Origin of the sequence: Mucilaginibacter arboris, assembly GCF_009754915.1 — a bacterium.
Lineage (GTDB): Bacteria > Bacteroidota > Bacteroidia > Sphingobacteriales > Sphingobacteriaceae > Mucilaginibacter_A > Mucilaginibacter_A arboris.
Genome location: NZ_WPIK01000020.1, coordinates 1 through 18,827, shown reverse-complemented (window position 1 = coordinate 18,827; position 18,827 = coordinate 1). Strand labels below are relative to the sequence as shown.

The 18,827-nt window shown below is 37.0% G+C and carries 21 protein-coding genes; 17 read left to right on the top strand and 4 right to left on the bottom strand.

Going from position 1 to position 18,827, the window contains the following annotated elements; translation table 11 throughout:
* The first annotated feature begins 104 nt into the window (after positions 1-104).
* The 9 genes from crtD to GO621_RS16995 all read left to right on the top strand — a co-directional run bounded on the left by crtD (position 105) and on the right by GO621_RS16995 (position 7,721).
* Positions 105-1,580, top strand: a complete 1,476-nt coding sequence (gene crtD / locus GO621_RS17035) for a 1-hydroxycarotenoid 3,4-desaturase CrtD (RefSeq protein ID WP_157569275.1) — start codon at positions 105-107, stop codon at positions 1,578-1,580.
* Positions 1,581-1,654: 74 nt separating this feature from the next.
* Complete coding sequence (locus tag GO621_RS17030) at positions 1,655-2,206, top strand: YciE/YciF ferroxidase family protein (RefSeq protein ID WP_157569273.1); 552 nt, start codon at positions 1,655-1,657, stop codon at positions 2,204-2,206.
* Between the two features lie 107 nt (positions 2,207-2,313).
* Positions 2,314-3,162 carry an alpha/beta fold hydrolase gene (locus GO621_RS17025; protein ID WP_157569271.1) on the top strand — a complete coding sequence of 283 codons (849 nt, stop codon included), beginning with the start codon at positions 2,314-2,316 and terminating at the stop codon, positions 3,160-3,162.
* The gene (locus GO621_RS17020) at positions 3,128-3,754 is read left to right on the top strand and encodes a 1-acyl-sn-glycerol-3-phosphate acyltransferase (RefSeq protein WP_157569269.1); all 627 of its coding nucleotides are present in this window, start codon (positions 3,128-3,130) and stop codon (positions 3,752-3,754) included. Before GO621_RS17025 ends, GO621_RS17020 begins: the two co-directional genes overlap by 35 nt.
* A 20-nt stretch (positions 3,755-3,774) precedes the next feature.
* A complete protein-coding gene (locus tag GO621_RS17015) occupies positions 3,775-4,398 on the top strand; it encodes a 1-acyl-sn-glycerol-3-phosphate acyltransferase (protein WP_157569267.1) in 624 nt (207 codons plus the stop codon).
* The gene (locus tag GO621_RS17010; RefSeq protein WP_157569265.1) at positions 4,398-5,489 is read left to right on the top strand and encodes a glycosyltransferase; all 1,092 of its coding nucleotides are present in this window, start codon (positions 4,398-4,400) and stop codon (positions 5,487-5,489) included. The genes GO621_RS17015 and GO621_RS17010 overlap by 1 nt, the downstream gene beginning before the upstream one ends.
* A complete protein-coding gene (locus GO621_RS17005; protein ID WP_157569263.1) occupies positions 5,486-6,118 on the top strand; it encodes a carotenoid biosynthesis protein in 633 nt (210 codons plus the stop codon). The genes GO621_RS17010 and GO621_RS17005 overlap by 4 nt, the downstream gene beginning before the upstream one ends.
* Before the next feature lie 46 nt (positions 6,119-6,164).
* Complete coding sequence (locus GO621_RS17000; protein ID WP_157569261.1) at positions 6,165-7,016, top strand: 4-hydroxy-3-methylbut-2-enyl diphosphate reductase; 852 nt, start codon at positions 6,165-6,167, stop codon at positions 7,014-7,016.
* Between the two features lie 9 nt (positions 7,017-7,025).
* Positions 7,026-7,721 carry a fatty acid desaturase gene (locus tag GO621_RS16995; RefSeq protein WP_198170296.1) on the top strand — a complete coding sequence of 232 codons (696 nt, stop codon included), beginning with the start codon at positions 7,026-7,028 and terminating at the stop codon, positions 7,719-7,721.
* A 15-nt stretch (positions 7,722-7,736) separates the two neighbouring features.
* Here GO621_RS16995 and GO621_RS19450 read toward each other — a convergent pair whose 3' ends face one another.
* Both GO621_RS19450 and GO621_RS16985 read right to left on the bottom strand, forming a co-directional pair.
* Positions 7,737-7,937, bottom strand: coding sequence for a type II toxin-antitoxin system RelE/ParE family toxin (locus GO621_RS19450; protein WP_394350193.1), 201 nt, complete (start codon positions 7,935-7,937; stop codon positions 7,737-7,739).
* A 36-nt stretch (positions 7,938-7,973) separates the two neighbouring features.
* Positions 7,974-8,207 carry a hypothetical protein gene (locus GO621_RS16985; protein ID WP_157569259.1) on the bottom strand — a complete coding sequence of 78 codons (234 nt, stop codon included), beginning with the start codon at positions 8,205-8,207 and terminating at the stop codon, positions 7,974-7,976.
* Positions 8,208-8,380: 173 nt separating this feature from the next.
* Between GO621_RS16985 and hemH the strand changes: the two genes are divergently transcribed.
* A complete protein-coding gene (gene hemH / locus GO621_RS16980; RefSeq protein WP_157569257.1) occupies positions 8,381-9,397 on the top strand; it encodes a ferrochelatase in 1,017 nt (338 codons plus the stop codon).
* Positions 9,398-9,538: 141 nt separating this feature from the next.
* Here the strand turns inward: hemH and GO621_RS16975 are convergent, their stop codons facing one another.
* Positions 9,539-10,768, bottom strand: a complete 1,230-nt coding sequence (locus tag GO621_RS16975) for a 3-deoxy-D-manno-octulosonic acid transferase (RefSeq protein WP_157569255.1) — start codon at positions 10,766-10,768, stop codon at positions 9,539-9,541.
* Positions 10,769-10,831: 63 nt separating this feature from the next.
* Here GO621_RS16975 and GO621_RS16970 point away from each other — a divergent pair, with 63 nt between their 5' ends.
* From GO621_RS16970 to GO621_RS16950, 5 genes are read left to right on the top strand one after another with little or no spacing between them, the layout of a single operon-like run.
* A complete protein-coding gene (locus GO621_RS16970; protein ID WP_157569253.1) occupies positions 10,832-12,142 on the top strand; it encodes a UDP-glucose dehydrogenase family protein in 1,311 nt (436 codons plus the stop codon).
* Complete coding sequence (locus tag GO621_RS16965) at positions 12,142-13,125, top strand: UDP-glucuronic acid decarboxylase family protein (protein WP_157569251.1); 984 nt, start codon at positions 12,142-12,144, stop codon at positions 13,123-13,125. Before GO621_RS16970 ends, GO621_RS16965 begins: the two co-directional genes overlap by 1 nt.
* A gap of 2 nt (positions 13,126-13,127) precedes the next feature.
* The gene (gene galE / locus GO621_RS16960; protein ID WP_157569249.1) at positions 13,128-14,153 is read left to right on the top strand and encodes a UDP-glucose 4-epimerase GalE; all 1,026 of its coding nucleotides are present in this window, start codon (positions 13,128-13,130) and stop codon (positions 14,151-14,153) included.
* Positions 14,154-14,156: 3 nt separating this feature from the next.
* Positions 14,157-15,212, top strand: coding sequence for a dTDP-glucose 4,6-dehydratase (gene rfbB / locus GO621_RS16955; RefSeq protein WP_157569247.1), 1,056 nt, complete (start codon positions 14,157-14,159; stop codon positions 15,210-15,212).
* A 2-nt stretch (positions 15,213-15,214) separates the two neighbouring features.
* A complete protein-coding gene (locus tag GO621_RS16950) occupies positions 15,215-15,958 on the top strand; it encodes a tyrosine-protein phosphatase (RefSeq protein ID WP_157569245.1) in 744 nt (247 codons plus the stop codon).
* Positions 15,959-16,012: 54 nt separating this feature from the next.
* Here GO621_RS16950 and GO621_RS16945 read toward each other — a convergent pair whose 3' ends face one another.
* The gene (locus GO621_RS16945; protein ID WP_157569243.1) at positions 16,013-16,366 is read right to left on the bottom strand and encodes a HesB/IscA family protein; all 354 of its coding nucleotides are present in this window, start codon (positions 16,364-16,366) and stop codon (positions 16,013-16,015) included.
* 94 nt (positions 16,367-16,460) lie between these two features.
* Between GO621_RS16945 and GO621_RS16940 the strand changes: the two genes are divergently transcribed.
* Positions 16,461-16,991 carry a DUF7935 family protein gene (locus GO621_RS16940; RefSeq protein WP_157569241.1) on the top strand — a complete coding sequence of 177 codons (531 nt, stop codon included), beginning with the start codon at positions 16,461-16,463 and terminating at the stop codon, positions 16,989-16,991.
* 393 nt (positions 16,992-17,384) lie between these two features.
* Positions 17,385-18,809: a chromosomal replication initiator protein DnaA gene (gene dnaA / locus GO621_RS16935; RefSeq protein WP_157569238.1), complete on the top strand. Its 1,425-nt coding sequence runs from the start codon at positions 17,385-17,387 to the stop codon at positions 18,807-18,809.
* The last annotated feature ends 18 nt before the right edge of the window (positions 18,810-18,827 follow it).

The window sequence follows — 18,827 nt, the reverse complement described above, 5'->3', positions numbered from 1 at the left end:
AAACACCGGTAAAAACAGTATCAGAAAAAGCAGGATAATTTGTTGTCCTGCTTTTTTGTTGTTTTAAGTTTGTCACAGCACACAACCTGATACCTCGAACCTCTATGCCTAAAAAAGCGATCATCATTGGTGCCGGAATTGCCGGAATTGCAACTGCAATCCGTTTGGCTGTAAAAGGTTTTGAGGTTGAAGTTTTTGAAGCGAACAGTTGTCCCGGAGGAAAACTTTCGGAAATTAAACAAAATGGTTTTCGTTTTGATGCCGGCCCAAGTTTGTTTACCATGCCGCAATACGTTGACGAGCTGTTTGCATTGGCCGGAGAAAAACCCAATGCTTCTTTTACCTACCAAAAGTTGTCAATGGTTTGCCGTTATTTTTATCCGGATGGAACGAAGGTTGACGCTTTTAACGAAACAAATGCTTTTGCAGCAGAAATCAGCAAAAAAACAAGCGATCAGCCGGGGGCAATTAAAAAATATTTAGAGAATAGTAAGCGGATTTATCAAATCACCAATCATGTTTTTTTGAAAAAGTCCCTGCATCGTTTATCAACTTATCTCAGCTTTAAAACTTTAAAATCAGTTTTAAGGCTGACTCAAATTGATGCTTTCCGTTCAATGCACAAAGCGAACCATGCTTTTTTTACCGATAAAAAAATGGTGCAATATGCAGATCGTTTTGCTACTTACAACGGTTCAAATCCATTTAAAGCGCCCGCAACACTTAATGTTATTCCGCATTTGGAGCAGCATTTTGGTGCTTATTTCCCTGATGGCGGCATGTATCAAATTACGCTTTCGCTGGTTGAACTGGCAGAAAGGTTAGGCGTGAAATTTCATTATAATTCTCCCATAGAAAAAATTGTGCTTGAAAAGAACAGCGTGAAAGGAGTGAAGATCGTGGAACGAGGATTTGTTTCTGCGGATATAGTTATTTCTAATTCAGATGTTTATTTTACCTACAAAAAATTGCTTAGTGAATATCCAAAGTTATTACCAAAACGAATTTTAAGGCAGGAGCGGAGCAGTTCGGCGTTAATATTTTATTGGGGGATCAAAAAGCAGTTTCGGCAATTGGATTTACATAATATTTTTTTCAGCGAAGATTATCAGAAAGAGTTTGAACACATCTGGCAGCAAAAAAGCATTAGTGATGATCCTACAATTTATTTAAATATCAGCTCTAAATACGAAAAGAAAGATGCACCGGAAGGTTGCGAAAATTGGTTTACCATGATCAATGTTCCTTCAAATCAAGGCCAAAACTGGGATAAATTGATTGCAGAAGCGCGAAAAGATATCATCCAAAAACTATCAAAAGCTTTAGGCGAAGATATTGGTGAACTGATTGTTTGCGAAAGTATTTTGGACCCGCGAAGCATCGAAAGTAAAACTTTTTCTTACCAGGGTTCTTTATATGGAACAAGTTCTAACAGCCAGTTTGCGGCCTTTTTGCGCCATTCTAATAAATCCTCTAAAATAAAAAATCTGTTTTTTTGTGGCGGAAGCGTGCATCCGGGCGGAGGAATTCCGCTGGCTTTGTTATCTGCAAAAATTGTGAGTGATTGGATTGGTAAATAATAAAGGAATGCTTTTAAAAAAACATTTTTTGCTGCCATTTGTACTAACAACAATCAAATTTAAACTATTTAACAATGGCAACAGCAAAATCTAAAAGTGCCCCTAAAACAAAACGCACCCCGGCAGAAGAAAGTGCATTAAAAGAATTATTTGTAGATGAGTTAAAAGATATTCTTTGGGCTGAAAACCAATTAGTTAAAAGCCTTAAAAAACTATCGGCAGCAACTACTTCTGATAAATTAAAAGATGCTTTTGATACGCACCTTACAGAAACAGAAGGGCAGATTTCTCGTCTGGAAAAAGTTTTTGAAATAGTTGGTGAAGAAGCAAATCCTAAAAAATGTGAAGCAATGGCAGGTTTGGCTAAAGAAGCTGAAGAACTGATTGAAGATACAGAAGAAGGCACAGAAGTGCGTGACGTAGCATTAATTTCTGCTGCACAAAAATGTGAGCATTATGAAATTGCAACATACGGAACTTTAAAAACCTTAGCAGGCGTACTTGGTTACGATGAAGCAGTAACATTATTAGAGGAAACTTTGGCAGAAGAAAAATACGCTGATAAACTGTTAACAGAAATTGCAGAAGGCGGCGTAAACGCAGCTGCTGAAAATGAAAAAAAATAATTTTCTTTTTTTAAAATTAAAGGGTTATTGGTAAAACGATAGCCCTTTTTTAGTTTAAGCCGTACTTCTTTTAAAGGCTTTTAATAAAAATATTTATACTTGCTTGCATGGGTTTTCTGGAGATTAAGGGTTTAGGCAAAGTGCATTACCATGAATATGGCAGCGGACAAAAGCTGCTTTTTGCTTTTCACGGATATGGCATGACGGGGAAACAGTTTTCTATACTTGAAAATTCATTGCTAAAACAACACCGTGTTATTGGTTTCGATCATTTTTTTCACGGTACTTCTGTTTTAGATAACGGAACCGAAGCTTACGTTTTAGCAGGAATGCAGCCGGATTTGCTGAAAGCATATCTTACAACCTGGTTTAAACAATTTGGGGAACAACGGTTTTCACTGATCGGATATTCTATAGGGGCAAATATGGCGCTATTTTTATTGGAAAATTTTGCAGAATGGGTAGATGAGATTTTTTTAATGGCACCTGATGGATTGGCAGAACACCAGGGCTTACACTTTTTACGTGCTTCTTTTATCGGTAAAAAAATTTTCAGAAAATTAACTTATAGCAGTTGGATGATGGTTTTGGCACTAAAGCTACTTAACAAAATAAATGTAATCGACCATAGTTTATATATTATTGCGTATCATGAAATAGATACGCCAACAAAGCGGTTGAATGCTTATTACACTGTTAATTTTAACAAAACCATTCGTCCTGATATTGAAAAAATTGCCCGGTTAATTAACCTAAATAATATTCGCTGTCAATTATATTTCGGGCAGTTTGATAATTTATTTCCGGAAAGCAATAGTAAAAAGTTTTTAAGTTTATTAAACCAGCCAGAATTGCATGTGCTCCCATTGGGCCACTGGCTTATAACGGCAAAACTTGATCAGTATATTGCAAAACAAACCAATGATTACCAGCAACAGGAACAGATTATTTTATAAACTTTTTTTGCCTTTTATGCGCTGGCGGATGCTTAAAAGCTTTCGTGCGTTAACTTTATATAATCAAATCGAAATTAAGCCCGGGCATTCGGTGCTTCTTTTATGCAATCATTTTAGTTGGTGGGATGGCTTTCTGGCAGCTTATCTCGGCCACTTCATCTTTCATAAAAAAATATTTACCATGATGCAGGAAGACCATCTGCAGCAGCGGATGTGGCTGCGCAGGTTAGGTTCGTTTTCGATCAGCAGAACTTCGCGCGATATGTTAAAATCAATGCAATATGCTGCTTTACAATTAGATAGGCCAGAAAATATAGTAACTGTATTTCCGCAAGGCGCTTTAGAATCAAACCACAGTACCGAGATCAGGATTGAAAAAGGCATCAGTTATCTGGTTAGAAACATCAAAGGCAATTGCCAGATTGTTTACGCTTCTGTTTTTGTTGATTACTTTGAAAGTTTTAAACCAACTGCTTATTTTCACTTATTAGATTGCGGCACTAACCATGATTTTTCTTTGGAAAAGCTGACTAAACAAATTAACGGTTTCCATCAGCAGGCTTTAAAAAATCAGATCAACGTAAGTCATTAAAAAACACCGGTAAAAGAAGCATGGTCAAAAATAAAAACAACTGGTTTATTTACAGTTTTTTTTCCTGGTACATTTCCCGGTTGGTCCATAAACATTTTCATCAACTTGTTTACAATTCAGTTCCAATTGATACCAATAAATCAATATTACTCATTGCAAACCACTACAGTTGGTGGGACGGATTTTTGTTTTTTCATCTGAATAAACTGCTTTTTAAAAAGAAATTCCATGTAATGATTTTGGAAAAAACCATCCGTAAAAACAGTTTTATGAAATACACAGGTGCATTTTCTGTTTCTAAAGGTTCAAAAAGTATAATGCAAACTTTAAAATACGCGGGCGATTTGTTAAATAACCCTCAAAATTTAGTGTTAATTTTTCCGCAGGGGAAATTACATTCAAATTTTACAAAAGCGATAAATTTTGAAAAAGGTTTAGAGCGGATAATTGGTTTTAGCAAGCAAAAATTCCAATATATTTTTGCTGCTTCTTTTACCGAACATTTTTCTGAGGCAAAACCTACCGCTTTTATTTATTTAAAAAGTTTTGAAGCATCAAACTTTGCCGGCCTGGAAAATGTTCAATCCGCGTATCAGGAACACTACCAGCAATCGGGGATAGTGCAAACTGCAATTGTTAAATAATGGCTATTCTGTTTTGTTACCTCGTTTATTTTTTCCTGATACTGCGCTTTTGCGTTACACTTTTCAACTTTATTTCCAATCCCAAATTAACCAAAGTTTCCCGCCAGTACCACGATCTGGTTTCTATCCTGGTCCCCGCCAGAGATGAAGAAAAAAACATTTTAACCTTACTGCAATCTATTGAAAAACAAGACTATAAAAATATAGAAGTAATTGTGTTAGACGACCAATCTACCGATCATACTTATAACTTGTGTACAGAATTTGCCCGAAAAAACCCAACAGTTAAAGTAATTATTGGTAAACCTCTGCCAGAGGGTTGGCTGGGTAAAAATTATGCTTGTTACCAGTTGGCGCAGCAGGCAAAAGGTAAATATTTGTTATTTTTGGACGCCGATGAAGAAATTTACAACGGCTTAATCAACAGCGCTGTTTATCGTACTAAAGTACACCGTTTGGCTTTGTTAAGCCTTTTTACCAATCAGGTAATGGTAACTTTAGGCGAAACATTGGTTGTTCCGCTGATGCACTACATGCTTTTAAATTTGTTGCCGTTGCGGTTAATTTATCTTTCTAAAAATCCTGCTTTTGCTGCTGCCAGCGGCCAATTTATGTTTTTTGATGCGGAGAAATACCGCGGGCACCAATGGCATCAAAAAGTGAAAGACCAGGTGGTAGAAGATGTAGAAATTATGAAATGTGTAAAGCAAAACCGGTTAAAAGGAGAGGGTTTGCTGGCAAACGGATTAATACGATGCAGAATGTACAACAATTATCAGGAAGCGGTCCATGGATTTAGTAAGAATTTTTTAGCGCCTTTTAATTACAGCATTATTACTTTTTTACTTTACCTGTTTTTTTTAATTGGCGGACCAATTATAGTTGGCCTGACTTTAAACCTGCAACTGTTTTTAATGATGGTTTCCCTCATCGTGCTTACGCGCATTATGATTTCCCTGGAATCCGGCCAAAACCCGTTTTACAATATGCTATTGCACCCTTTACAAATGGTAAGTTTGGTTATTATAGCGCATCTATCCATTAAAAAACATCTTACCAAAACAGTAACCTGGAAAGGAAGAAAAGTTTGAAGCTAAACAAAAAAAACGTTTCAATTGTCCTGATTGTCCTGTTCCATTTTGTTGGGCTGATAGGTTTCTTTGTACCTTTTTTACAGCCGCTTTTTTTACAGCTCGTTCCATTCCATTTATTGCTGATGCTGTTTTTAGTGCTGATAAATCATCATGGAAGATTCTTTAAACTGCTCCTGTTTGCTTTAATTATCATAACCGCAGGTTTTGCTGCCGAATGGACCGGAGTGCATAAACACTGGCTTTTCGGCAATTATGTTTATGGTAAAACTTTAGGTTTTAAGGTGGATGAAATTCCGCTGATAATTGGAATAAACTGGTTTTTACTTATTTATTCAACAAGTGTCCTTCTGCAAAAACTATCGGTAAAAACAGTAGCATTAAAAGTTATTTCCGGTTCGGTTATACTGGTTTTGCTTGATCTCATCCTTGAACCGGTTGCAATCCGTTTCGATTACTGGAATTGGCTTACAGACGCCGTTCCTGTTAAAAATTATATTTGTTGGTGCATCGTTAGTTTATCTTTACTAACTGTTTTTCAATATTTTAATTTTAGGTTTCAAAATTGGGTTGCACCTGTTTTACTGCTTGTGCAATTTGTCTTCTTTGCAGTTTTGAATTTTGCCTGATAATTAAAGAACTTAAATTCCGCATTTTACGTTAAATTTGTACATTATGGAAAATTACCAGTTACATGTAACAATCGATCAGGATTCCGGCTTTTGTTTTGGCGTTGTTTATGCCATTGACATGGCCGAAGAAATTTTGGAGCAGGATGGTTATTTGTATTGTTTGGGCGATATTGTGCACAATGATGAAGAGGTAGAAAGATTGAAAATGAAGGGTTTGCGTATTATTTCGCACGAGGATCTGCCAAACTTACAGCACGAAAAAGTATTGATCCGCGCGCATGGCGAAGCGCCAGAAACGTATCGTATTGCCCTTCAAAACAATATTAGCCTGATTGATGCATCCTGTCCGGTAGTTTTAAAACTGCAGAACCGGATTAAAAGTTCTTATGATCAGGATGAGAAAATATTGATTTTTGGAAAGCACGGTCATGCAGAAGTTATTGGTTTACAAGGGCAAACCAATGATGAAGCATTGGTTTTTCAAGATATAAAAGAACTCGATCAAGTAGAGCTTCCGCAAAAATTTACTTTGTATAGTCAGACGACCAAAAGCATGGAGAAGTTTTATCATATTAAAGATGAACTGACCAGGCGTGGCCATGAAGTTATTGCAAATGATACGATTTGCAGGCAGGTATCAAACCGGGATAAAGATTTACCAGATTTTGTACAAAAATTTGATAAGATCCTTTTTGTATCCGGCAGAAAATCCTCTAATGGAAAGGTTTTATATGAAGTTTGCCGGAAATATAATCCAAACACTTACTTTATTTCCTCTCCTCATGAACTGGAAGTTTCCATGTTCTCGCCTAATGATAAAATTGGCATCTGTGGTGCAACTTCAACACCAATGTGGTTAATGAAAGAAGTAAAACAAGTACTCGAACAATATTAAAAATTTGTTATGACCGATCTGAATATTAGAAAATATGCAGCTTCCGGCTTAGGTTTGTTTTTTGCAACCCTTGTAATTTCTTGTTGGGCTTTATCAACCGTATTATTAATGTGCTGGCATTTTAGCTGGAGCAACCCAACGGTTTATTTCCTGGTCCTGTTGCAAATACACTTATACACAGGGCTTTTTATTACCGCTCATGATGCAATGCACGGTACGGTTTCTCCAAAACCAATTATCAATAAAGTAGTCGGACAAATTTGTACTTTGTTTTACGCTGCTTTCTGGTATCCTAAATTGTACACCAAGCATCATTTGCACCACAGTCATGTTCATACAGAACAAGATCCGGATTATCATTATGGCAATTTTGTTAGCTGGTATTTTCGTTTTATCAGGAATTACTTGTCAGTTTGGCAAGTAGTTTTTATGGCGATCTTGTTTAATGTTCTAAAAATCTGGGTCCCGCAGCAAAACCTGATCCTGTTTTGGGTTTTGCCATCATTGCTGAGCACTTTACAGCTTTTTTACTTCGGTACATATTTGCCGCACAAAGGCGAGCATGATAACCGGCATCAGTCGAGCACACAGCGCAAAAATCATCTGTTTGCTTTTTTTACCTGCTATTTTTTTGGTTATCATTATGAACACCATGATTCTCCGGGAACGCCTTGGTGGTTGTTGTGGAAGATGAAGAAAGCGTAACTTTTAAAGTTTATCTTATCTCGTAAAAGGCTTTCTGCTTGAATGTCTGATCCTTAAAATTCTTATTTCTTTAGGTAGCTTCCGGTAAGAAATTCTGTAATGGTCTATTTCAAAAGCGTAAAAGCTCCCATCATTATTTTTCTTAAATCTATCAGCTTGGTAAAGTGCTGCGTTTTTAGGTAATGCTTTTATTTGTGCTAAAATTTCCTTTTCTATCTTTTTTAATAGCCAATTTATTCCATTTTATATTCATCAAAGCGCTTTTCTTCTTTGTTGAAAAAGTTGTTCCACATCTTCATGCTTAACAAAATTTTCAATTTCAGAATCAGCCTGATCTATTTCATCATTGTAGTGGTTAATAAATAAATAATTGATTTGATTAACCTCTTCCTTAATATCGGATTGATAGTCGTAACGTAAACTGTCCAAAAAAGCTAATAAAACTTTTTCCTCCTGTTCGTTTTTTGTGTTTACTAATACGCTCATAGATCAAATTTAAATAAATAATCATAGACTTTTAAAAGAGCAGCTAAGAAATTCAGGAACAAAAAAAATTGTTGCCAAACCGTCAAATTGATTTTCTCTAATCCTTTTCATAACAACTCCAATCCAATAAAATATACTTTTGCACAGTAAAAGAAGCATTGCCTAAAATATTTATGGGGAAAAAAGGAGTTTTATTAGTAAATCTGGGTACGCCAGACAGTCCGAAAACAAAAGATGTACGGAAATATCTGAATGAATTTTTGATGGATGACCGGGTAATAGACATCAATCCAATAACGCGTGCTTTACTGGTAAAAGGCGCAATTGTACCTTTTCGTTCGCCAAAATCTGCTAAATTATACCAGGAAATCTGGTCGCCGGAAAATGGTTCGCCCTTATTATACTACAGCATTAAGCAAGCCGAGCTATTGCAGGAAAGTTTGGGCGACGATTATCAGGTGGAGCTGGCCATGCGTTATCAAAGCCCTTCCATAGAATCTGCTCTGGAAAAACTAAAAGCGGCAAATTTGGATAGTTTAAAAGTAATTGCACTTTTTCCGCAGTATGCCTCTGCAAGCAGTGGTTCGGTTTATCAGAAGGTAATGGAACTGGTTAGCAAATGGCTGACTATTCCTGATCTGTCTTTTGTTAATTCTTTCCATGATAATGAGTTAATGATTGAAAACTTTGCTGAAAATGGAAGAAAGTATCAACCTGAAACATTTGACCACGTTTTGTTCAGCTTTCATGGTTTGCCGCAAAGGCAGTTGATCAAATCAGATCCAACCCAAAATCATTGCTTAAAAACAGCTGATTGCTGCGCTACGCTTACTGATGCCAATAAATTTTGCTACTCTGCACAATCTCATCATACAGCCCGTTTAATTGCAGCAAAACTCAATCTCACTCCAGATCAATATACCATTTGTTTCCAGTCACGTTTAGGAAACGATCCCTGGGTAAAACCTTATACGGTTGAAGTTGTGGCAGAATTAGCCAAAGCAGGAAAAAAACGAATGCTGGTATTTTGTCCGGCTTTTGTGGCAGATTGTCTGGAAACCGTTTACGAAGTTTCGATAGAATATAACGAAGAGTTTAAAGCTTTAGGCGGAGAAAAAATACAACTGGTTGAAAGCTTAAATGATTCGCCGCTGTTTGTTGAAGCATTAAGGCAAATGGCGATTGCCTAAGTTATTGGAATTGCTGCGTTGAGAAAGTTGGGGTTGTGATGAAAACACCAATGCTTCTTTTAGCACTACAAAATTGGTGCATCAATAAAAATGATTAAAGTTTTTTAGGTGATAAAAGAAGCATCGACAGATAGCCAAATATCAAAATGTTTGATGGGAGCGAATATAATTTATAATTTTATTGGTAGCCCCTGTATTTTGCTGTGTGTAATTTTTAGCATTTGCAGAAGCCCGAAAATAAAAATTATCATCATTGATTAATTGATAAACAATGTTTTCTAATGATGCTTCGTTTACAATAGAAAAACCTGCATTCAAGGTAATCAAGTCCTGCGCTTCCTTAAATTTCTGATAAATAGGGCCGAAAATAACTGGCAAACCAAAAGCGGCAGCTTCTAAAGTATTGTGGATGCCGGCACCAAAACCGCCGCCAATATACGCAATGGTGCCATATTGGTAAAGCCGTGAAAGTAGTCCGATATTATCAATTACCAAAACCTGCTTTTGATGTAATAAATTTGAATCTGTAGGAATTTCAGAATATCTCACTGTTTTTTCTGCCGGAAGTTTCTCCAATAAATTACTGATTTTTTCTTTACTGATTTCGTGTGGCGCGATAATGAATTTCCATTTTGGATAAATCAAAATTAAATTTGTAATCAAATCTTCGTCCGTCGGCCAGGTACTTCCTGCTATAAAAACTTTGCTTTCACCTTTAAAAGCTGCTATCGTTTCCAGCGGTTTTACGGTTTGTGCATTTTCCCAAACGCGGTCAAAACGCGTATCTCCGCTTACGGTTGCTTCATCAATGTTAATATCAGCCAGCAGTTTTTTTGAAACCTCGTCCTGAACAAAAAAATGTTGTGTTAAAAGAAGCATGTTCCTATAAAATCCTCCATAACTTCTGAAAAAAATTTGCTGCGGACGGTAGATCGCTGAAATGAGATACAATGGTATTTCACGCTGATATAGCTCATCCATATAAAAATACCAGTATTCATACTTGGTAAAAATGGCAATTTTAGGTTTGATGGTACTAATGAATAATTTAGCATTTCTTCGTGTATCCAATGGCAAATAGTAAACATAATCTGCTAAAGGCGTATTTTTCCTGATCTCGTATCCCGAAGGGGAAAAAAAAGTAACTACTGTTTTTACGGCAGGATTTTCTGCTTTTAGTTTTTCCAGGACCGGCCGTCCCTGCTCAAACTCGCCTAATGAAGCAAAGTGGAACCAAATACTTTCATTTAACGTAACAAGCTTTTGTTTCCGGCGCCCTTCAATCCATAAACGTGCTTTTGGATTAAAAAAGGAAGCCAGCCAAATGCCAAAATAGTAAGCTTTAATACTAATACGATAAAGAATAAGCATATTTTAACAGAATTTTATATATTCGTCGAAGGTAAAACATAAATTTTAATAAGAATTTCAAATATGAAAATAGCCGTTGTAGGAACAGGTTACGTTGGATTAGTAACCGGAACATGTTTGGCAGAAACCGGAAATGAGGTGATCTGCGTGGACATTAATGAAGAAAAAGTTAAAGCCATGCAAAACGGCGTTCTGCCAATTTATGAACCTGGTTTAGAACAGCTTTTTCACCGGAATATTAAACAGGAACGCCTGCACTTTACAAAAGATCTGGCCGAAGCTATCAAAGAGGCACAGGTTATTTTCCTGGCTTTGCCAACGCCGCCGGGTGGAGATGGTTCTGCCGATTTAAGCTTTGTGTTGGGTGCTGCAAAAGATATTGCTAAATTAATAACAGACTATAAAGTAATCGTAACTAAATCTACTGTTCCGGTTGGTACGGCAGATAAAGTAACTGCTGTTTTTAAAGAAAATACTTCGGTTGAGTTTGCCGTGGTTTCTAATCCTGAGTTTTTACGTGAAGGGGTTGCGGTAGAGGATTTTATGAAACCGGACCGTGTGGTTATTGGTACAACCGATGTGCGTGCCCGTGACATTTTAGGTGAATTGTATGGGCCTTATGTGCGCCAGGGAAACCCGATTTTATTTATGGACGAGCGATCATCAGAATTAACAAAATATGCAGCCAATTCTTTCCTCGCTACTAAAATTACTTTTATGAACGAAGTAGCCAACATGTGCGAACTGGTTGGTGCAAATGTAGATATGGTTCGTGCAGGAATTGGTGCAGATGCCCGTATTGGTAAACGCTTTTTGTTCCCGGGTGTTGGTTATGGTGGTAGTTGCTTCCCGAAAGATGTACAGGCAATGGCTAAATCTGCCAAAGAATATGGGTACGATTTCAAAATTCTGGACTCTGTAATGGATGTGAACGAAACACAGAAAAAGAAGCTGGTAAAAAAAGTATTGGAATATTTTAAAGATGGAATAGAAGGGAAAAAGTTTGCCATTTGGGGATTGGCATTTAAGCCTGAAACCGATGATATCCGCGAAGCACCGGCGTTATATATTATTGATGAATTGATAAAACATGGCGCTTCGGTAGTTGCTTATGACCCGGAAGGAATGCCAAATGTGCAAAGGCTTTTAGGTGATAAGATTACGTATGCTCCAGATCGTTATGCTGCTTTAGATGGCGCAGATGCATTATTAATCGTTACAGAATGGTCTGTTTTCAGAACGCCTGACTTCAACTACGTAAAAGAGAAGCTCAAGAATAATGTTATTTTTGATGGCCGTAATTTATACGACCTGGATAAAATGACTAAAGCCGGATTTTATTACAGTAGCATCGGAAGGAAAACAATCGCATAATGGAAAATAGAAAACGAATTTTAATTACAGGTGCAGCAGGCTTTTTAGGCTCTCATTTGTGCGATCGTTACATTAAAGAAGATTTTCATGTAATTGCGATGGATAACCTTATTACAGGTGACCTCAGAAACATCGAACATCTTTTTAAACTGGAAAACTTCGAGTTTTATAACCACGATGTTTCTAAATATGTACATATTTCTGGTAAATTAGATTACATTCTTCATTTTGCTTCGCCGGCCAGCCCGATCGATTATTTAAAAATCCCTATTCAAACTTTAAAAGTAGGTTCATTAGGTACACATAATCTGCTTGGTTTGGCTAAAGATAAAAAAGCACGTATCCTGGTTGCTTCAACTTCAGAGGTTTATGGCGACCCAAGCGTGAACCCACAACCCGAAGAATACTGGGGCAATGTTAACCCGGTTGGGCCAAGAGGTGTTTATGATGAAGCCAAACGTTTTCAGGAAGCGATTACCATGGCTTATCATACTTTTCATCAGGTAGAAACCCGTATTATCCGCATTTTTAATACTTACGGCCCCCGAATGCGTTTAAATGACGGTCGTGTTTTACCGGCATTTATCGGTCAGGCATTGAGAGGAGAAGAACTTACTGTTTTTGGTGATGGTTCTCAAACCCGTTCTTTTTGTTATGTCGATGATTTGATCGAAGGTATCCATCGTTTATTGATGAGTGATTATACCCAACCCATGAATATTGGTAACCCGGATGAAATAACAATCAGGCAGTTTGGCGAAGAAATTATCAAACTAACCGGAACCAATCAAGAGCTGGTAAGTAAACCATTGCCAACTGATGACCCAAAACAACGCCGGCCTGATATTACAAAAGCAAAAGCCATTTTAGGTTGGGAGCCAAAAGTATCACGGGCGGAAGGTTTGAAAATTACTTACGAATATTTTAAATCATTGCCCGATATAGAAATTCAGCATAAAGATTTTACTTACTATAACAAATAATAATGTCAAAAATTCTGGTTACAGGCGGACTGGGCTTTATCGGTTCGCATACGGTTGTGGAATTGGTTAATGCCGGATATGAACCGGTAATTGTAGATAACCTGTCTAATTCAAACCCTAAAATTTTAGATCAGTTAAGCAAAATTTTAGGCTTCAAACCAAACTACTACAAATTAGACCTTTGTTACGAACAGGAAATTGCAGAATTGGTAAGTAAAGAACCAGATCTTGCCGGCATTATTCATTTTGCTGCTTCAAAAGCAGTAGGCGAATCTGTCCAAAAGCCATTGATGTATTATAAAAATAACTTTTTTTCCTTACTAAATCTATTGGAAGCTTACCAGGGAAAGAAGTTAAATTTTGTTTTTTCTTCCAGTTGTACCGTTTATGGCCAGCCAGACGAATTGCCGGTTACAGAAAAAGCACCGGTAAAAAAAGCACAGTCGCCTTATGGCAATACAAAACAAGTTGCAGAAGAAATTTTACAGGATGTAATTGCTTCCGGCAGTGCTTATAAAATTATTTCGCTGCGTTATTTTAATCCGGTTGGCGCACATCAATCAGCTTTAATAGGCGAATTACCTATTGGCGTACCACAAAATTTAGTTCCTTTTATCACCCAAACCGCTATTGGCAAACGCCAAAAGTTAACTGTTTTTGGTGATGATTATAACACACCTGATGGCAGTAATATACGCGATTACATTCATGTGGTCGACCTGGCAAAAGCACACGTAGCTGCTTTAAGATATATGGAAACAGCTACAGATTTTACAGGTTACGATGTAGTGAATATTGGCACAGGTAAAGGAAGTTCTGTGTTGGAAGTAATCCATGCGTTCGAGAAAACAACGGGCGTTAAATTAAATTATGAAATTGGCCCTCGCCGTCCTGGTGATGTGGAACAAGTTTGGGGAGATGTAACCAAAGCAGCAGAAAAACTAAAATGGAAAACAGAGCTTGATGTAGATCAGATGATGCTTACTGCCTGGAACTGGGAAAAATACATCAACGAAAATCCTTTATAAAAAATGGAAAAGAAAATTATCATAACCGGAGGGGCCGGTTTTATCGGATCACATGTAGTAAGGCGGTTTGTAAAAACTTATCCGCAATATCATATTATCAATTTAGATAAACTAACTTATGCCGGTAATTTAGAGAACTTACGTGATATTGAAAACGAGCAGAATTACCAGTTTGTAAAAGGGGATATTGTTGATGCTTCTTTTATCAATGAATTATTTACATCAGAACAACCTGATGCTGTAATCCATCTGGCTGCAGAATCGCATGTGGACCGTTCTATCACGAACCCGTTAGAATTTGTAATGACTAACGTAGTTGGTACAGCAAATTTGTTAAACGCTGCCCGTGATTGCTGGAAAGGTAAATACGATAAAACCCGTTTTTATCATGTTTCTACAGATGAAGTTTATGGTACTTTAGGCGAAACGGGCATGTTTACAGAAGAAACTGCTTATGATCCGCATTCTCCATATTCAGCTTCAAAAGCTGGTTCCGATCATTTGGTGCGTGCTTACCAGGATACTTATGGAATGGATACGGTGATCTCCAATTGTTCTAATAACTATGGCTCTAATCATTTCCCCGAAAAATTAATTCCGCTTACTATCCATAACATCCAGGAGAAAAAACCAATTCCGGTTTATGGAAAAGGCGAAAACATTCGCGACTGGCTTTGGGTAGAGGACCACGCGCGTGCAATTGATGTTATTTTTCATAATGCCGATGCTGGTAAAACTTATAACATTGGCGGGCATAATGAATGGAAGAACATCGACCTGGTACATCTTTTATGTAATATAATGGACCAGAAATTAGGCCGTGCAGAAGGGGAATCAGCAAAACTGATTACTTATGTAAAAGACCGTGCAGGCCATGATTTGCGTTATGCCATTGATGCAACTAAATTAAAAAATGAATTAGGCTGGACACCAAGTGTAACTTTTGAGCAGGGATTGGAGAAAACTGTTGACTGGTATCTGGCAAACGAAAAATGGCTTAACAATATTACTTCTGGTAATTACAAGCAGTACTACCAGGAACAGTATGAAAACCGCTAAGCATGTTTGGCATCTTCAGTAAAAAAAGAAATTTAGAATTTGTAAAACCACTCGATTTTAGCACCCTTGCTGTAGATATGCATTCGCATGTTCTTCCGGGTATTGATGATGGGGCGCAAACAGTAGAAGAATCGGTTGTATTGGTACAGGCAATAATGAACCTTGGTATTAAGAAGATTATTGCAACACCACATATAATGGTTGATTATTATCGTAATAATGCAGAAACTATTGGAAGTGCTTTACAAGTACTCAGAAATGAACTGCAAAAACAGCATATCGAAATTGAGATTGAAGCTGCTGCAGAGCATTATTTAGACGAAGCTTTTGAAACGCTACTGGATGAAGATAAAGTGATGCCCATGAAAGATGGTTATCTGCTATTTGAAATGTCTTTTATAGACGTTCATCCAAACCTGATCCCCATCATTCAAAAAATGATTGACAAAGGTTACAAACCAATATTGGCGCATCCCGAACGTTATCCTTATTTAAGTATAGAAAATTGCGAGAATATTAAAAGCTGGGGATGCAATTTGCAAATGAACACCATTTCTTTAACCGGATATTACGGAGGAAAAACCAAAGCAATGGCAGAAGCAATGATTGACCATAATATGGTCGATTTTATTTCCAGTGATATGCACCATATAAGGCATGCGCAGGCATTAGAAAAATCGCTCAAAACACCTTATATAGAAAAGCTGCTTTACGATTATCCGCTAAAAAACCAACTTTTATTATAAAAAATGCGCTTGGCTATTTTAACCATGCGCATTTTTATACGATAAAAGAAGTATTTATACAGAGAAAGAAGAACCGCAGCCACAAGTACTTGCTGCATTTGGATTGTTAAAAGTAAAACCGCGGGCATTTAGGCCATCCTGAAAATCAATTTGCATGCCTGCAAGGTATAAACCATGTGCTTTGTGCATAAATGTTTTGATACCATTAATTATAAATTCCTGATCGCCGTCTTTTTTCTGGTCAAAACCTAAAATATAATTCATTCCGGAACAACCTCCACCTTCTACACCTACACGTAAACCAAAATCAGGACTGATTTCCTGCTGATCAATCAGTTTGTTTAATTCGGCCACAGCACCTTCTGTAAAAGACACTGGCGCTGAAACGGATTCTATAACAGTACTCATTTTTTTTAAAATTTTTATTTAAACAAATATAACTGAAATTGCACATATAAGTTATACACCTATCGTTTATGACCATTTACCAACATTATTTTTTATGCTGAACAACTATCTTTTTGACATTGTTAAACTAACAGTTTCGGGGCTATTAGTGCTGTTTGCTGCTTTTTATATAGCTAAACCTTATTTGCAGCGTTTTGAAAATCAACAGTTGATCAAACTGAAGCAAGCTGCTAATCAACAAACGCTTTCGTTGCGTTTACAAGCTTATGAACGGCTAACTTTATTTATAGACAGAACAAACCCGGTTAATTTATTAGTAAGGTTAAACAACCATACTTTTTCTGCCGGAGAACTCCATTATCTGATATTAACAGAAATCAGAAATGAGTATCAGCATAACATTACACAGCAAATTTATGTGGGGGATGCTTCATGGGAAATTGTAAACAGGGTTAAAAATGATACAGTATCTTTAATGAACAGTGCGGTAAAAGCACTGCCGCCACAAGCAACAGGTTTAGATTTTGGAAAACTTGTACTGGAGCAGATCGGAAGGATGGAAAACAACCCTTATGAGTTGGCAGCAGCCATAATACGGGACGAAGCTGCACAGCTTCTCCGGTAAAAATCCATTAAACAGCACTTTGTTGATAAGTATTTATAAAATGACTGGTATTTACGTAAGAAATATCAGTTTTTTTGATAGTGGAAGTTGGGGTTAATATTTTTTTAATATTTATACTACTGATTATTAAACCTTTAATATAAACAATTTTTTTTATTGTTAAATTTGGATGAACTACCACATTATAAAAAAAGGAATCAAAACAAAGCATTTTTGTTATGTTTTTTTGCACATTTGAGGGTGGATTTCTTATCTTATTGCATTTGAGCAGCTTATAAAAAATCGGAAATTAAAGTTTTTTTCCACATCTTTTTTTTGAATCTTCGGTCTTCCAAACGGGTTTATAAGAAACCTTACTGATCGATTGGAAATCAACTTTTTGATAAAAACTACATGGAAAAAACTGGTACGCATATCTGGAACAACTGTCTGAACATCATAAAAGACAATATTCCGGCCCAAAGTTTTAAAACCTGGTTCGAACCTATTAAAGCTATCCGGCAGGAAGGCAGTGTTCTTACAATTCAGGTTCCCAGCCTATTCTTTTATGAATGGCTGGAAGAACATTACGTGGGCTTGTTGCGTAAAACAATTAAAAACCAGTTGGGTGAAGAAGGCAGGCTGGAGTATAATATAGTGATGGAACAATCTTCGGCTAAACCTTTTACTACTAACATGCCTTCTAATGGAAATGGGAGCGAAGGTAAAAACCAGTCTATGCCGATTCCTGTTTCTATTAACAAGGATATTAAAAACCCATTTGTAATACCGGGATTAAGAAAACTACAGGTTGACCCGCAACTAAACCAGAACTACACTTTTGAAACTTTTATAGAAGGCGATTGCAACCGCTTGGCCCGTTCTGCCGGCTATGCCGTAGCAGCAAAGCCCGGTGGAACTTCTTTTAACCCCTTAATGATTTATGGTGGTGTAGGCTTAGGAAAAACGCATTTAGCGCAAGCTATTGGTAACGAGATCAAGCAATCTTTTCCGGAGAAATTGGTATTGTATGTTTCCTGCGAAAAGTTTACGACACAATTTGTAGAATCATTAAAGAATAACAACATCAACGATTTTGTAAATTTCTACCAGGCAATGGATGTACTGATTGTAGATGATGTTCACAACTTTGCCGGCCGGGATAAAACGCAGGACATTTTCTTCCACATTTTTAATCACCTGCACCAATCAGGAAAGCAGATTATCCTGACTTCTGATAAATCCCCAAAAGATCTGTCAGGATTGGAGGAACGCTTATTGTCCCGTTTCAAATGGGGCTTGTCAGCAGATCTGCAAATCCCGGATATGGAAACACGTATGGCAATCCTGAAAAAGAAAATCTACCAGGATGGCATAGAATTGCCCCAGGAAGTAATTGAATATGTTGCCCATAACATTGATAATAACGTACGTGAACTGGAAGGTGCAATGGTATCGTTATTAGCGCAATCAACACTTAATAAAAAAGAAATTGATTTGGCGTTAGCCCGTCAGATGCTAAAGAACTTTATTAAAAATTCAAGCAAAGAAATTTCGATGGAATCTATCCAGAAATTAGTTTGCGAGTATTTTGAAGTTCCCGTAGAGATGGTAAAATCATCAACCCGAAAACGTGAAATTGTACAGGCACGCCAAATCTCGATGTATCTTTCTAAAGCACATACTAAAAGTTCATTAAAAACAATCGGACAGTTTTTTGGGGGAAGAGACCATTCTACGGTAATTTATGCCTGCCAAACGGTAGAAGATTTAATTGATACCGATAAAAAGTTTAAAACATACGTAGCTGATATTCAAAAGAAATTAAAGATGAACTAAGCCAAAAGCTTGTTCACA